This window comes from Rhizobium sp. NRK18, assembly GCF_024385575.1.
Taxonomy (GTDB): Bacteria; Pseudomonadota; Alphaproteobacteria; order Rhizobiales; family Rhizobiaceae; genus JANFMV01.
The window spans coordinates 2,441,052-2,456,207 of the sequence record NZ_JANFMV010000001.1; the positions used below are offsets into that span (position 1 = coordinate 2,441,052).

At 63.1% G+C, this 15,156-nt stretch carries 10 protein-coding genes and 1 tRNA gene; 3 read left to right on the top strand and 8 right to left on the bottom strand.

What is annotated here, in order from left to right; translation table 11 throughout:
• Positions 1–88: 88 nt before the first annotated feature.
• Positions 89–164: transfer RNA gene (locus tag NN662_RS11440), tRNA-Thr, on the top strand.
• A 65-nt stretch (positions 165–229) separates the two neighbouring features.
• Here NN662_RS11440 and NN662_RS11445 read toward each other — a convergent pair.
• The 4 genes from NN662_RS11445 to NN662_RS11460 all read right to left on the bottom strand — a co-directional run bounded on the left by NN662_RS11445 (position 230) and on the right by NN662_RS11460 (position 4,827).
• Positions 230–976, bottom strand: coding sequence for an Asp/Glu racemase (locus NN662_RS11445; protein WP_261930378.1), 747 nt, complete (start codon positions 974–976; stop codon positions 230–232).
• 18 nt (positions 977–994) lie between these two features.
• Positions 995–2,155: a M24 family metallopeptidase gene (locus NN662_RS11450; RefSeq protein ID WP_261930379.1), complete on the bottom strand. Its 1,161-nt coding sequence runs from the start codon at positions 2,153–2,155 to the stop codon at positions 995–997.
• On the bottom strand, positions 2,152–3,213 hold the full coding sequence (locus NN662_RS11455) for a pyridoxal-phosphate dependent enzyme (RefSeq protein WP_261930380.1): 1,062 nt from the start codon (positions 3,211–3,213) through the stop codon (positions 2,152–2,154). The genes NN662_RS11450 and NN662_RS11455 overlap by 4 nt, the downstream gene beginning before the upstream one ends.
• A gap of 72 nt (positions 3,214–3,285) precedes the next feature.
• A complete protein-coding gene (locus NN662_RS11460; protein ID WP_261930381.1) occupies positions 3,286–4,827 on the bottom strand; it encodes a glycosyl hydrolase in 1,542 nt (513 codons plus the stop codon).
• 195 nt (positions 4,828–5,022) lie between these two features.
• Here NN662_RS11460 and NN662_RS11465 point away from each other — a divergent pair, with 195 nt between their 5' ends.
• Positions 5,023–5,796: an NAD kinase gene (locus tag NN662_RS11465; protein ID WP_261930382.1), complete on the top strand. Its 774-nt coding sequence runs from the start codon at positions 5,023–5,025 to the stop codon at positions 5,794–5,796.
• Between the two features lie 6 nt (positions 5,797–5,802).
• Here NN662_RS11465 and NN662_RS11470 read toward each other — a convergent pair whose 3' ends face one another.
• The 4 genes from NN662_RS11470 to NN662_RS11485 form a co-directional block, all read right to left on the bottom strand.
• Positions 5,803–6,396 (bottom strand): LysE family translocator, encoded by a 594-nt coding sequence (locus NN662_RS11470; RefSeq protein WP_261930383.1) that lies wholly within the window; start codon positions 6,394–6,396, stop codon positions 5,803–5,805.
• 136 nt (positions 6,397–6,532) lie between these two features.
• Positions 6,533–7,664 (bottom strand): peptide chain release factor 2 gene (gene prfB, locus NN662_RS11475; protein WP_261930384.1). Its coding sequence is split into 2 segments (ribosomal slippage): positions 6,533–7,594 and positions 7,596–7,664, totalling 1,131 coding nucleotides; the frame shifts between segments, so codons are not numbered across the junction.
• Between the two features lie 102 nt (positions 7,665–7,766).
• Positions 7,767–10,214 (bottom strand): penicillin-binding protein 1A, encoded by a 2,448-nt coding sequence (locus NN662_RS11480; protein ID WP_261930385.1) that lies wholly within the window; start codon positions 10,212–10,214, stop codon positions 7,767–7,769.
• A gap of 254 nt (positions 10,215–10,468) precedes the next feature.
• On the bottom strand, positions 10,469–11,677 hold the full coding sequence (locus tag NN662_RS11485; RefSeq protein WP_261930386.1) for an N-acetylmuramoyl-L-alanine amidase: 1,209 nt from the start codon (positions 11,675–11,677) through the stop codon (positions 10,469–10,471).
• A gap of 668 nt (positions 11,678–12,345) precedes the next feature.
• On the opposite strand from NN662_RS11485, the gene NN662_RS11490 reads away from it, so the two are divergent.
• Positions 12,346–15,135, top strand: coding sequence for a ribonuclease E/G (locus NN662_RS11490; protein WP_261930387.1), 2,790 nt, complete (start codon positions 12,346–12,348; stop codon positions 15,133–15,135).
• Positions 15,136–15,156: the final 21 nt, after the last annotated feature.

The following is a 15,156-nucleotide window of genomic DNA, read 5'->3' on the forward strand; positions in this document are numbered from 1 at the left end:
ATGGACAATGCTCGGCAAATTAAGCAATCCATGTTATTTGTGCTTTACAGATTCCGAGAATCTGATAGTTGCCATGTCCACATTGAATGCCCTTGTAGCTCAGTTGGTAGAGCACCTGATTTGTAATCAGGGGGTCCCGGGTTCGAACCCTGGCGGGGGCACCATCTTCTCCTTGAATCTTTCCAGATTTGCTCTTCGCGAACGTCTGTTTGCCGATATCTACCAGCCTTCACGCCATCTCGAAGAGCCGGCCGTAGCCGCTCATGCGATCGTCGATGCCGGCGAGCCGCAGCATCTGCCAGCAGAGAACCTGATTGCTGGAGAGCGCCGGGCGGCCGATGGCCGATTCGATCGCCGCCAGGCAATCGAGCGTTCTGAGATTGGTGCAGGAGAGAAACACCGCATCGACATCGGAGTCACCGACCAGTGATGTCGCCGCCTCGATGATCGAGGCCCGGTCGATCCAGGCGACATTTTCCTCCCGTGCTTCATCGAACGTGCCGAAGACGGGACTTTCCAGACCGCCATCGGAGAGCACGCCGCGCAGGCGCGCCGAGACCTCGGCGACATAGGGCGACAGGAAGGCGATGCGTTTGAGGCCGAGGGCACCGGCAGCCGCCAGCAGCGCGGAGACCGGCTCGCTTGTCGCCTTTGTGTCGCAGCCGGCCCGCAGCCGTTCGGCGATGGCACCGACGCCGATCACCGACGTTCCCGACGTGCAGCCATATCCGACAGAATCGAAGCAGACCGGCCGCGGCAGGAGCCCGGCGGCACCGGCAATGCGGTCGCGCATCCCGGCAAGCGTCTCGGTCGTCACCTCCGGATCGCTTTCGACGCGGGTGACGTAGAGCGACACGCCGTTCGGCATGAGCCGGCGAAAATCGCGTTCGATCGTCTCATCCGATTGCAGGACGACGAGGCCGAGCCGGGCGCGTTCGCTGTCGCGGCGGTCGAGGATAAAGGGAAAGACCGTCATTGCTTGCACCACCTCGTTTCAGACCACCTGGATTTCCGGGGACGCGAAGCGCGTCAGCCGCTCGCCGCCCGCAGCCGTCACCCGGACATTTTCCTCGTGAACGAGGATCGAGCCACCGCCAAGCTCGATGCAGGGCTCCAGCGTCAGCACCATGTTCTCCGCAATGACAGTGTGGTCATGTTCGATCAGCGACGGCCACTCCGTCAACTGCATGCCCAACCCATGGCCGAAGCGTCCACCCGACGGCGTGCCGCCATCTGAAACGATCGAGTTCACCATGACCGCCTTCAATTCGGCCGCAGTCATGCCCGGCCGCAATGCCGCGAAGGCCGCCTCGGTCGCCGTCACCAGTTGTCGGTGGGCGCGCGAAACAGCAGCCGAAGACGAGCCTATGGCGAAGTTGCGGTCGAAGTCGCAGAAATAGCCGTCCCAGACGAGCCCGGTGTCCAGCATCAGAACATCGCCGGCGCAAAGCGGCGTCGGACCGGCGGGCGAGATGACATCGTCGTAGCCGAGCAGTCCGGCACCCCCGGCGAGATAGGACACGTGGTCGGCGCCCTCCTCCAGACAGAGCATCTGAAAACGGCGAAACACGTCCTCGAGCGGCCGCCCCGGCGAGGCGATCTCCCCGACGCGGGCAAAGGCGGCATTGCCAATCCGGCAGGCCTCGCGGATCTTGTCGATCTCGGCCGCCGACTTGATCATCCTCAGCCGCCGCATGATGTCGGCATCGCCACCGAATTCGAGGCCGGCCAGACGCGCCTTGACCGCCTCCAAGCTCGCAAGCGGCATGCGAAGCATCGTCTCGGGACCGGAGGGCACACCGATGCGGCCGCTGTTGCCACCCAATTCACGCAGCGCATCGGCAAGCAGGCTGACGCCGTCATCGGGTGCCGGCGACGGCCAGGTGCGGATGTCGGTAATCCATGTCTTGCGCATCAGCGCTTCGCCGATGGCTGGAATGACGGCGATCGGCGCTCCGTCCGCCGGCAGGACGAGGAACCAGGGACGGGTCGGGCTTTCCCAGAAACGGGTGAGGAAGCCGGTGAAATAGCGGATTTCGGGTTCCGTGGTCAGAAGCAGCGCGGCAAGCCCCTGCTCCCGCATCAGCGCCTGAGCACGGGCCACGCGGCCCTTATATTCGCCGACATCGAAACCGCGTGCGGGCGTGGGCGTCATTGGGGTTCCTCGCTCAGGATCGCCAGCACGCGGCTTTGACTGTCAAGACCGAAGTCGGACGCCTGTCCGCCGATCGCCAGCAATCCGGCAAGACCCGCACCGCCGGACGGGGTTGTCGCCAAGCCGGCATCCGCCAGCGGCTGCATGGCAGCCTCGGCTTCCACCTCGCTGATGGTCATGAAGAGATCGGCATCGCGGGCAAGGCCCTTCAAGGCAATCATCGACGCCTCCTTGCAGTCGAGCCGGCCCATTGCGGAGACGCCGCCTTCGGTTTTCACAAGCTTGCCCGCCTCGATGCTGGCAATCAGGGCCGGGGCAAGCTCCGGCTCGACGACCACGATGATCGGCGCATCACCCCAGACACGCCGGCCATAGGCCGCGACCGCGCCGGCAAGACCGCCGACGCCGGCTTGCAGAAAGATGTGGGTCGGCGGCTCATCCATGGCGGCTGCGGCTTCGGCGGCAAGCTGCAGGTAGCCTTCCATCAGCCGCCAAGGCCGGTCGATATAGCCCGGCCAGGAACTGTCGGAGAGAAGCTGCCAGCCATTGTCGGTGGCGGCCTTTTCGGCCGCCGCCATGCTCGCCTCATAGGTCTCACCCTCGCGGACGACGTCAGCGCCCTTGGCGGCAAGACGGGCGGCGAAGCTATCCGGCACGGTCTCGGAAATGAACACCTTGGCCTTCGCGCCGAAAAGTCTTGCTCCGGCGGCGACCGAAAGACCGTGATTGCCGGCGCTGGCGGTGACATAGGTGCGCCCGGCGAGGCTTTGCGGGTGCGGATCACCGGTAGCGGCCGCCTCGGACACGATGACGTATGCGGCGCCCAGCGCCTTGAAACTGCCGAGCCCCATCCGGCCGCGCTCGTCCTTGACGAAGACATCCGCGATACCGGCACGGGCGGCGAGTTCCAGCGAGCGTCGCAGCGGCGTTTCGCCATGGGCTGGACAGTGTTTCAGAAGCGCAGCGACGCGCTCGGCATCGGTGCTCGGAAACGGTATCTCGGCAGCGATCGGAAAATCACGCGCCGACCGGCGCCACGGATTGTTCAGCAGATGCACGCCGGCACTCCTCCTCGACAAGGGCGACACACCGCCGGTCACCCGGCAACGAGAAGGAACGCCGGGTGGGGATCAGATCCCCGGAACCGGCGCATGCTCCTCCGGTGGATGGGTCGCCGTATAGACCATTTCGGACGCATGCTCGATGACCGGACGGGTCAGCCGCTCGAGGATGACGTTGCGCACGCCGAGCGTCGCCGATTCGGCGTAGAAGCCGACAGCGCCGTCGGCGAAAGTATCATCGACGAGGCTCAGCACGACGAAGCCATCGATCGACACCTCGAGATACATGCCGTGGGCGACCACCTCGATCTTCCACGGACCGTGCTTGCTGCCGCGGAAATGGGCTTCCTGCAGCGGCTGGTAACGGAAGGCGTGTTCGAATTCCGGCGTCGCATTGGCACCCCAGGCGCGCATCTGGGCGATGCCGTTGATGAGGTCGAGCGACAGGTAATAGCCGTCCCCCTCCTCGTTGATGCGGAGCACGAGACCGCCCTTGCCGGAGCCTTCGAGCGTCATCTCGGCGCTGAGACGAAATTCCTCGTGCCGGCCCGGCAGCAGGAAGGCCTCGTAGCCGCTGCGACACTTCATGAACATCGCGCCGTCATGATCTTCGATGCCGGCATGCGGGTTGCCGTAGAGCATGCGGCACTGGCCGGCGGCATCGATCTTGTCGCTGCCGGTGACGAGATCGTTGAAGCCGCTGTGCGAGCGCAGCAGAAGGCGGCCGTCCTTGGCGACCACCAGTTCCTTCGGAGGCGGCAGGAGCTTTTTGACGACCTCGCGGCCATAGACGTATTCCGTCTTGGCGAAGAAGTTGAAGAGCAGCAGCTTGCTGCCGTTCCTGCAGACGCGGGCGGCATAGTTGCCGTTCGGCAGAAGCACGTTGTTGAAGAAATTCTCGAAAGGCCCCGACGCGCTGTCGGCATACCAGTAGTGGATCTTGGTGTCCTCGCGGATGGAGCCGAGCAGATAGTAGCGGTCATCGAGCACGAAGAGATTCGGCACTTCCACATCGTCGTAGAGGCCCGGCCGGTGCAGCGGCGGGTCGAAGACGAACTTGTCCGGCTCGACCTCGCGGGCAAGCCCGACGCAGCCGCGGCGGATCACCGGTCCGTGGCGCACGCGCGCCGAGCTCAGGAGCAGCCGCTGCCCGGTCGCCGGGTCGATGAAGAAATAGGGATCGCGGAAGCTCACCCAGTGGCGGCCCTCGTCGATGCTCGATTCGTAATAGGCGCCGTCGATTTCGAGCGGATAGGCGCCCTTCCGGCAACGCTTCCATGTCATCAGGTCTTTCGAGCGCGCCATGCCGATGCGCTGCACGCGACCGTATTCTGACCGGGAAAGGCCCGTGTAGAACATCCGCCATGTACCCTCTTCGTCCGGGTCCGGCGAGACATGCATGGTCCATAGCATGTCGTCGTCCCATTCGCCAGGATCGCCGACGAAGAGCGCGTTCTTGACCCGCCGCCATGTCATGGCGTCGGTACTGACGGCGTGGGCTATGAAATCGTGGTTGGGCAGAACCAGGTGAAAGAGATGGTAGAGCCCGTCGTGGTAGACCACATCGACATCGCCGATGTCCGAGCGAAGAAATCCGTGAGAAGCATACATGGCGGCAAATTTGCCCGGCTTTGGCGGCGGTTTCAAGGGCGCAATTGACGCGTTCTTCCTTGTTGAAGCTCATGGAGGACCATCAAAACGTACCGCGACGCCCCTGCATGCACTTGTGGCAACGGGCTTTTTTCCGCTACCAAGGGCAACAGTCAGCCGCCGGCGAAGGCCGGCCCTCCACATGCGGGATGTTTCATGCAGCATTCGACCGGTTCCTTCCGCATCATCGCCTCCACGGCCCCGGAGGCGATGGCGGCGCGTGAGGAACTCATCGCGATCTACGGCAATGCCTCGGAAGAGGATGCGGACGTGATCATCGCGCTCGGCGGCGACGGCTTCATGCTGCAGACGCTGCACGAGACCATGAACACCGGCAAGCGGGTCTACGGCATGAACCGCGGTTCCGTCGGCTTCCTGATGAACGACTACAGGGCGGGACACCTGCCCGAGCGGGTGGCCGAGGCGGTGGAAAACGACCTGCGGCCGCTGAAGATGACGACAACGGACGCCGAAGGGCTGGTCGCCGAGGCGCTGGCCATCAACGAAGTCGCGCTGCTGCGCCAGTCCTACCAGGCGGCCAAGCTGCGCGTCGAGATCGACGGGCAGGTGCGGCTCGACGAACTGATCTGCGACGGCGTGATGGTGGCGACGCCGGCCGGCTCGACCGCCTACAACTATTCCGCCCACGGGCCGATCCTGCCGCTGGAAGCGCCGCTTCTGGCGCTGACCCCGGTCAGCGCCTTTCGCCCCCGCCTGTGGCGCGGCGCGCTGCTGCCGGACAAGGTGACCGTCGACATCCACATCCTCGAAGCGGAAAAGCGGCCGGTCAACGCGGTTGCCGATCACACGGAGATCAAGTCGGTCATTCATGTCAGGATCGCGCAGTCGGACGACAAGACGGCGCGCGTGCTGTCTGATCCGGACCATTCCTGGTCGGAGCGCATCCTGGCGGAACAGTTCACCTACTGATCGGCGTCAGCCGAAAAGCGTCACTGACAGCGAGGCAAGCAGCGCTGCGGCGAAGATCATGTTGATCACGCGGCTCGCCTTCGGATCGCGGAAAAGCCGCGTGAACGCCGCACCAAGCGACAACCAGAGGCAGTTGACGATGGCGATGACGGCCGTCAGCACAACGATCTTGGCAAGCGCATCGCTTTGCGGCGAGACGTGGACGAGGATGAAACCCGAAAACAGCGCACCCATCGCCGCATAGGCCTTCGGATTGACCAGCGACAGGAAGATGCCGGCCTTGAACGAGGGCGCGGCCCCCTCGCCCGTCCGGGCTCCGACCGGCGGCGCGGTCGCGATCTTCCAGGCGAGATAGAGGAAATAGGCGGCCGCCAGCAGGGTGACGATCGGCAGCGCGCCGGGAATGGCGAGGATGAGACCGGTGATGCCCGCGGCGACCGCGCTCATGACGAGAATCATGCCGACGAGAAGGCCGAGCATGTAGCCGACGCTGCGGCGGGCGCCGAATGCAGCCCCGGCGGCAGCGAGGCTCAGCGTATTCGGCCCCGGACTGCCGGTGAGCGCGAAAGCGGCAAACAGGAATGGCATCAGGTTTTCCAAGCTCGATCCTCCTTTGCCCAGCCGGTTTCCCTGGCGGTAGCACGCCGACGAACGCACCGTCTTGAACGAATGTGCGCGTCCTTCACGAACGAAAAAGCCCCGCGAACGGGGCTCGATCCATCTCAGTCGACCTCGGTCAGTCGATATCGCTGACCTCGGCATTGCCCTTGCCGGAAATGCGGTGGGCGAGCGAGGCTTCCATGAACGGGTTCAGGTCGCCGTCGAGCACGTCGTCCGGGCTGGTGCTTTCCGTGCCGGTGCGCAGGTCCTTGACGAGCTGATAGGGCTGCAGGACGTAGGAGCGGATCTGGTGGCCCCAGCCGATATCCGTCTTCGACGCGGCCTCGGCATTTGCCGCTTCCTCCCGCTTCTTCAGCTCCGCCTCGTACATGCGGGCACGCAGCATGTCCCAGGCCTTCGCCCGGTTCTTGTGCTGCGAGCGTTCCTGCTGGCAGGCGACCACGATGCCGGTCGGGATGTGCGTAATACGCACGGCCGAGTCGGTCGTGTTGACGTGCTGTCCGCCGGCGCCCGACGAGCGATAGGTGTCGATGCGGCAGTCGCTTTCGTTGATCTCGATGTTGATCGAGTCGTCGACGACCGGATAGACCCAGATCGACGAGAAGGACGTGTGGCGACGGGCATTGCTGTCATAGGGCGAAATGCGGACCAGGCGATGAACGCCCGATTCGGTCTTCAGCCAGCCATAGGCATTGTGGCCCTTCACCAGGATGGTCGCCGACTTGATGCCGGCCTCTTCGCCGTCATGAACTTCGAGAAGCTCGACCTTGAAGCCTTCCTTCTCGGCCCAGCGCGTGTACATGCGCAGAAGCATGTTCGCCCAGTCCTGGCTCTCGGTGCCGCCGGCGCCGGAGTGGACTTCGAGATAGGTATCGTTGCCGTCGGCCTCGCCGGACAGCATCGCCTCGACCTGCCGCCTGCCCGCTTCCGCAAGCAGCGCCTTCAGGGCATCCTCGGCTTCGGTCACGACAGACTGGTCGTCTTCTTCCTCGCCGAGTTCGATCAGCTCGATATTGTCGTTGAGCTGCTGCTCGAGCGAGCGCACGCCGGAAATATTGTCGTCGAGCTGCTGGCGTTCGCGCATCAGCTTCTGCGCTTCCGTGGCATCGTTCCAGAGATTGGGATCTTCGGCCTTGTTGTTCAGCCAATCAAGGCGCCGTATAGCCTGATCCCAGTCAAAGATGCCTCCTCAGCAGGCTTATGGCCTGCTTGATTTCGTCGACTACGTTCTCGATTTCTGCTCGCATTTTCCGTTTCTTTTCAGTGAAAATTCGAATTGGCCCCGTGCATAGTCAGACCGGCAGCGGATGTAAAGACCCGCCCGCCGGTTTGCCCTGTGACGGCCGTTGTCAGAAAAGGCCGCTCTTGCCCGACGTCACCGCCTGGTTGGCCTGCGGCGAGGACTGCATGATTTCGTCCGGCGTCATGTAGCCGTCCATGCCGATGACGTTGAAGGTGTCGGACGGACCCGTGCCGGGCTTGAAGGCCTCGATGATCGTATCGGGATCGCCCTCGTTGGCCCACATGCCGGTCTTGCGGTTGATGGCGATCAGCTGCATGCCGTCCGGGACCTTGAACTTGGCCGGCGGGGTATCCTTCAGCGCATCCTGCATGAATTCGTTGAACACCGGTGCGGCAAGGCCGCCACCCGTCGCACCCCGGCCCATCGGCGCCGGAGTGTCGAAGCCGACATAGAGGCCGACGACGAGGTTCGGCGTGTAGCCGACAAACCATGCATCCTTTTCGTCGTTGGTGGTACCGGTCTTGCCGGCCACCGGACGATCGAGCTTGACGTGGGCAGAGGCGGTACCGCGGGTAATGACGCCTTCCATCATCGAGGTGATCTGGTAGGCGGTCATCGGATCGAGCACCTGTTCGCGGTTATCGACCAGCGTCGGCTCCTCCTGATTGTCCCACTCGTCCGTGTTGCAGGCCTCGCAGAGGCGTTCCTCATGACGGAAGATCGTGCGGCCGTAACGGTCCTGGATCCGGTCGATCAGGGTCGGCTTGATCTGCTTGCCGCCATTGGCGAGCACGGAATAGGCCGACACCATGCGCAGCACCGTGGTTTCGCCGGAGCCGAGAGCCATGGCGAGAACCGGGTTCATGTGGTCGTAGATTCCGAAGCGTTCGGCATATTCGGCGACGATGTTCATGCCCATGTCGTTGGCAAGGCGAACGGTCATCAGGTTACGCGATTTCTCGATGCCGGTGCGCAGCGTCGACGGACCGGCAAAGCCGCCGCCGTAGTTTTCCGGCTTCCACATCTCACCGCCGGACTTGATCTCGATCGGCGCGTCCATGATCACGGATGCCGGCGTGTAGCCGTTGTCGAGCGCGGCGGCATAGACGAACGGCTTGAACGAGGAGCCGGGCTGACGCATGGCCTGCGTGGCGCGGTTGAACTGGGACACAGAGTAATCGAAGCCGCCGACCATGGCGAGCACGCGGCCGGTCTGCGGATCCATGGCGACCAGGCCGCCCTCGACCTTCGGCACCTGCCGCAGCTTGTACTGGCCGTCGCCGGCATCTTCGGCATAGACGACGTCGCCGACCGAGAGAACGCCGTCCGGAGACTTGGCGTTCTTCTTGTCCTTGCTGGCCGAACGGTAGGCCCATTTCATGTTGTCGGCGCTGATGGAGCCCTTCACACGGTCGGGAAGCGTCTTGCCGTCCGGCTCCTTGCCGGGCCGGATACCGATATCGACACCCTTGTCCGAGACGTTGAGAACGACGGCGAGATGCCATTCCGGCATGTCGTCGAGCGGCGAGATATCCGAGAGCGGCACGCCCCAGTCGTCGCCAAGCTTGATCGTCTTGACCGGACCGCGGAAGCCGCGACGTTCGTCATATTCGATGAGCGCGTCCTGCAGCGACTTGCGGGCATAATCCTGCAGCTGCGGATCGAGCGAGGTGCGCACCGACAGGCCGCCCTCGTAGAGCGCATCCTCGCCGTAGCGGGCGATGATCTGACGGCGGACTTCGGCGGAGAAATATTCGGACGCGAACACCTTGTCACCGCCGCCACGCAGATTGACGCCGAGCGGCTCCTTCTTCGCCTTGTCGCCGTCGGCCTGGGTGACGTAGCCGTTCTCGACCATGCGGTCGATGACCCAGTTGCGGCGCTCCAGCGCGGCTTCCGGATGGCGGAATGGATGGTAGTTCGCCGGACCCTTCGGCAGGGCTGCGAGATAGGCGGTTTCGGCGATGGTGAGTTCCGTCACCGACTTGTCGAAATAGGTCAGCGCGGCGCTGGCGATACCGTAGGAATTGAGACCGAAGAAGATCTCGTTGAGATAGAGCTCGAGGATCTTGTCCTTGGAATAGGTCTGCTCGATGCGGAAGGACAGGATCGCTTCCTTGACCTTGCGGTCGATCGTCTGGTCGGCCGAGAGCAGGAAGTTCTTCGCGACCTGCTGGGTGATCGTCGACGCGCCGACCGGGCGGCGGCCGGTGCTCAGGTTCTTGAAGTTGACCAGAACGGCGCGGCCCAGGCCCTGAACGTCGATGCCGGGATGGGTGTAGAAATTCTTGTCTTCGGCCGAGATGAAGGCCGCCTTGACGCGATCGGGAATGGCCTGGATCGGCAGGAACAGGCGACGCTCCTTGGCGTATTCGGCCATCAGCGCACCGTTGCCGGCATGCACGCGGGTGGTGACCGGCGGCGCGTAGTTCGCCAGCACCTCGTAATTCGGCAGATCCTTGCTGATATCGGAGAGATAGACAGCAACGACAGTGGCGACAGCAAGATAAAGCATGCTGCCCAGTCCGAAGAAATATCCAATGAGTCTGATCATGTTTCCGCGCTATCGATTTCCCGTCCGGTCGCCTATACCGGAATTCAGGCATAAAAGCGTTGCTCGCCTGGTCGCCGGGCGCCACAATCGCACATGACGCCGCGTTTTGCACGGCAGGGCCGCTAATTCAAGTCGGCTTATCCGCATTCCCCTGCCCCGCGCAATGCTTCCGCACCAATCCATCCCCTGAATGTGAGCAAATTACGACCTACGGCCCGCGCCGTTCGACGCACCCACACACGGTGTGTTGCGGTTCAGCCTCCATTCGCCAGCACCGTGGCCTTGTAACCGGTCACGCCTGCGGCAATCAGATCGGCCACCTTCTCCCGCCATGACTGGTCCATCAGCAGCTTCTCGTCTTCCTTGTTGGAGAGGAAACCCAACTCGATAAGGATCGACGGAATGTCCGGCGCCTTCAGCACCCGGAAACCGGCCGAGCGCAACGGATTGTTGATCAGCCGGATCTTGCCGTCGAACGACCCGACCACGGATTTGGCGAGCGAGATCGAAAACGCCTGCGTCTCGCGCCGCGTCAAATCGAGCAGGATGTCGGTGACGTCGTCCGGTTCGTCGGCGATGGTGAAGCCGGCCATCTCGTCGGAAAGGTTCTCGCGCTTGGCAAGATCGTCGGCGAGCTTGTCCGACGCCTTGTCGGAGATTGTATAGACCGTGGTGCCGCGAATGTTGTGCTGGCGCAGCGTATCGGCATGCAGCGAGATGAACAGCCGCGCGCCCTGCTGACGGGCGATCTGGACCCGCCGGGACAGGGACAGGAACTCGTCGTCGTCGCGGGTCATGACCACCTTGACGCCGGAAATCTTGCCCAGCCGCTCCGCCACGACCTTGGCGAAGGCGAGCGTGATGTCCTTCTCGACGACCTTCGAGCCGAGGCCGATGGCGCCGGTGTCGATGCCGCCATGGCCGGCGTCGACGGCGATGACGAAATCGGATGCATTGGCGGCAAGCGGCTCGCGGTCGGCGACGGCGGAAGCCTCATCGGCGGAAGCGCCCTTGTCCTGCGCCCCCATCAGGGCGACGAACTGATCCCTCGAGATCGCTTCGGCATCGAGGACGAGCCGGTAGCCCTTGTCCTGCTCGTTGTCCTGAACCTCGGACATGGCGAGACGCACGGGCTTCGGCGCAGTCAGCACCAGACGGGCATTGCCGGCGTCGATCGCGCCATAGCGGATGTTGGAAAACAGCCCGCGCGGCTTCAGCTCGCCGCTCGAAAATGTAAAACTCGTCTCCGGCAGATCGACGACGACCCGCACGGGATTGTCGAGATAATGGACATTGAAGTCCGGCTTCTGATTGAAATCGATGACGATGCGCGTGCGGGCGTCGTCGCCGGCAATGCGCGCATCATAGGCCGTCAAGGCGCTCTCCTTGGCGGATGCGCCAAGCATCGGAAGCATCATTGCCGCCGATGCCAGCAGAAACCGCAACAGGCGGAAAAGCCGCATCAAGTATCCCCGTCCAGTCCAGTCGCCCAAAAACAGAGGCAGAATGCGGATCGACGATCCGGTGTTTCGCCTCAAAACACAATACATGCCCTCAACTGCCAAATACACCTGGCTTCGAAGGCAGAATCAACATGTCCGGCTAACACGCTGATTCCATCCATATTATGGCACGCTCGGCTTTTTCCTTGCTATCCCGCGCGAGAAAACATAAAAGGCGATTTAGGTTAGAAGTACCGACGGGACAGAATCACAGACAGGCTGCCAGCCGTTGTTCAAACGAAGACTGGCGCCGCAAGCGGTGAGACGTCCGCCGTCACAGGTAGATCTATCCGACTGTGAACACTTTTGATTTTCCGGAATGATCCGGAACCATTCCCGGCGAATTATCGCCACCCGCTCCCGAGGGAGCACACTCATCGGGCCTTGAAAAAGGTCCATAGAACCGCAAAACTCGTTTTGGCATAGTTGATGGAATTGCAGCGGACAGTGCAGAGATATTCAGAGCAGCGGAGGATTACTCATCCCGTTGCCGCGACACTGCTGCCCGCCCATACACGCCTAGCGAGGCACCCAAATTCCGGCGCCCGAACCGCAACCGACACCCCCGGCATTCCGAATACGAATGTGGGGTGTTTTTTTGTGCGTCCGCGCCGAGGAGCACAACTTAAATGGCAGACAAAATGCTTATCGACGCGTCTCACGAAGAAGAGACGCGCGTTGTCGTTGTACGTGGAAACCGCATAGAGGAATTCGATTTTGAATCGCAGCACAAGAAGCAGCTGCGCGGCAATATCTACCTTGCAAAAGTCACACGTGTAGAACCTTCGCTGCAGGCGGCGTTCGTCGATTACGGCGGCAACCGTCACGGCTTCCTCGCCTTCTCGGAAATCCATCCGGACTATTACCAGATCCCGCTGGCCGATCGTCAGGCGCTGCTGCGCGACGACGAGGCCGATGACGATCATGACGACGATACCGGCTCAGATCACGACACGGCGGAAACGCCTGCGGCTGTGGTTGCCGAAGCGGTAGCCACCTCCGAGGCGACCTCGTCGGAGAAAATCGAGGCGGAAGCCGCTGAAGCTCCGGCGGAAGCCGAGGCAGCCGCCGCCACCGAGGAAGAGCCGAAGAAGGCCAAGAAGCCCCGCCGCAGCCGCGCCAAGCCGAAGAAGGCGAAAGCCGATGAGGAGGCAGCCGCCGAGGATTCGGGCGAAGCGGCATCCGCCGGCGAAGACGGCGAAGGCAATGGCGACGAAATGGCCGCCATGGTCGACACCGACACGATTTCGGAAGAAGTCGACACCGACGGTGACGACGATGATGATGACGACGATCACCCGCACGAGAAGGAAGAGATCGAAAGCATCGGCGCCGAAGACGCGATGGAAGAGTTGCCGGAGCGTCGCAGCAGCCGCCGTCCGCGCAAGCAGTACCGCATCCAGGAAGTCATCAAGCGCCGGCAGATCCTGCTCGTGCAGGTGGCCAAGGAAGAACGCGGCAACAAGGGCGCGGCGCTGACCACCTATCTGTCGCTTGCCGGCCGCTATTCCGTCCTTATGCCGAACACCGGCCGTGGCGGCGGGATCTCCCGCAAGATCACCAATCCGGCCGACCGCAAGCGGCTGAAGGAAATCACCCGCGGCCTCGAAGTGCCGAAGGGCATGGGCGTCATCCTGCGTACCGCCGGCGCCAACCGCACCAAGGCCGAGGTCAAGCGCGACTTCGAATACCTGATGCGCCTGTGGGAAAACGTCCGCACGCTGACGCTGAACTCCACCGCCCCCTGCCTCGTCTATGAGGAAGGCTCGCTGATCAAGCGTTCGATCCGCGACCTCTACAACAAGGACATCAACGAGATCATCGTTGCCGGCGAGGAAGGATACAAGGAAGCCAAGAGCTTCATGCGCATGCTGATGCCGAGCCACGCCAAGGTGGTTCAGCCCTATCGCGACCTGCACCCGATCTTCTCGCGCTCGGGCATCGAAGCCCAGCTCGACCGCATGCTGCAGCCGCAGGTGACGCTGAAGTCCGGCGGCTACATCATCATCAACCAGACCGAAGCGCTGGTGGCGATCGACGTCAACTCCGGCCGTTCGACCCGCGAGCATTCGATCGAGGACACCGCGCTGCAGACGAACCTCGAGGCGGCGGAAGAAGTCGCCCGCCAGCTTCGCCTGCGCGACCTTGCCGGCCTCATCGTCGTCGACTTCATCGACATGGAGGAAAAGCGCAACAACCGGTCCGTCGAGAAGCGTCTGAAGGATTGCCTGAAGAACGACCGCGCCCGTATCCAGGTGGGCCGCATCTCGCATTTCGGCCTTCTAGAAATGTCACGCCAGCGTATCCGCGCTTCCGTTCTGGAATCGACTACGCAGGTCTGCTCGCATTGCGGCGGCACCGGCCACGTCCGGTCGCAGTCCTCCATCGCGCTGCATGTGCTGCGCGGCATCGAGGAATATCTGCTCAAGAACACGACGCACAATATCACCGTGCACACCACGCCGGACATTGCGCTTTATCTGCTGAACCACAAACGTCAGTCGATCATCGAATACGAAGCCCGCTTCGGCGTCGCGATCGCGATCGATGCGGATGACAGCGTCGGCGGCAACCACTTCAACGTCGAACGGGGCGAGCCGGTCGAAAACCCGGTCAAGATCGAAAGCCTGATGGCCTTCAAGGTCGAGCCCGAGGAAGACGACGACATTCCGTTCATCGAAGACGAGGATGAGGCCGAAGAAGACGTCAAGGCAGAAGCCGAGACGTCGGAAGCCCGCTCCGACGACCAGGGCAATGGCCGCAAGCGCAAGCGTCGCCGCCGGCGTCGTGGCCGCGGCAATCGCGAAGGCGCCGAAGCCAGCCAGGACGGCGACCAGTCGGATAACGGCGACGACGACAATGATGGTGACGACGACGACAGCACCGATACACAGGCGTCTGAAGGCACCGAGGCATCCGCCGACGAAGCCGGCGAAGACAAGGGCAACCGCAAGCGTCGCCGGCGCGGCAAGCGTGGCGGTCGCCGCAACCGCGACGGTCTCGACGCCAACGAACAGGCAGCCGCAGACGTCGAAGGCCATGACGGCGCCAGCGACGACGGCGACGAGGCCACCGAGCAGACCGAAGAGGCGATCGCCGACCTGAGCGCCGAACCGGAAGCAGCCGCGATCGAACCGGTCGCCGAAGCCCCGAAGGCAGAAGCAGAAGCCGAGCCCGTACAGGAAACGCCGGTCGTGGAAGAGGTTGCTGCGGCGACCGAACCGCAGCCCGTCGAGGAGAATGCCGCCGAGGAAGAGACGGCGTCCGACGATGGCGAGGACAAGCCGGTTCGCGCCAACCGCGGATCGAACCTCGCCGTCTCCGAGCCGGTCGTCACCTCCGCCAAGCCGACGCAGGACAGCGAACAGCCGGCTCCGACCAAGAAGGGCGGCTGGTGGCAGCGCCGCGGCTTCCTATAAGCCGATCCGGCCAGTGAATTG

What these genes read in the sequence shown, in the direction of transcription:
- NN662_RS11445 (WP_261930378.1), bottom strand. Translation starts at nt 976, where the DNA reads ATGACGGTCTTTCCCTTTATCCTCGACCGCCGCGACAGCGAACGCGCC.
- NN662_RS11450 (WP_261930379.1), bottom strand. Translation starts at nt 2,155, where the DNA reads ATGACGCCCACGCCCGCACGCGGTTTCGATGTCGGCGAATATAAGGGC.
- NN662_RS11460 (WP_261930381.1), bottom strand. Translation starts at nt 4,827, where the DNA reads ATGTATGCTTCTCACGGATTTCTTCGCTCGGACATCGGCGATGTCGAT.
- NN662_RS11465 (WP_261930382.1), top strand. Translation starts at nt 5,023, where the DNA reads ATGCAGCATTCGACCGGTTCCTTCCGCATCATCGCCTCCACGGCCCCG.
- NN662_RS11480 (WP_261930385.1), bottom strand. Translation starts at nt 10,214, where the DNA reads ATGATCAGACTCATTGGATATTTCTTCGGACTGGGCAGCATGCTTTAT.
- NN662_RS11485 (WP_261930386.1), bottom strand. Translation starts at nt 11,677, where the DNA reads ATGCGGCTTTTCCGCCTGTTGCGGTTTCTGCTGGCATCGGCGGCAATG.
- NN662_RS11490 (WP_261930387.1), top strand. Translation starts at nt 12,346, where the DNA reads ATGGCAGACAAAATGCTTATCGACGCGTCTCACGAAGAAGAGACGCGC.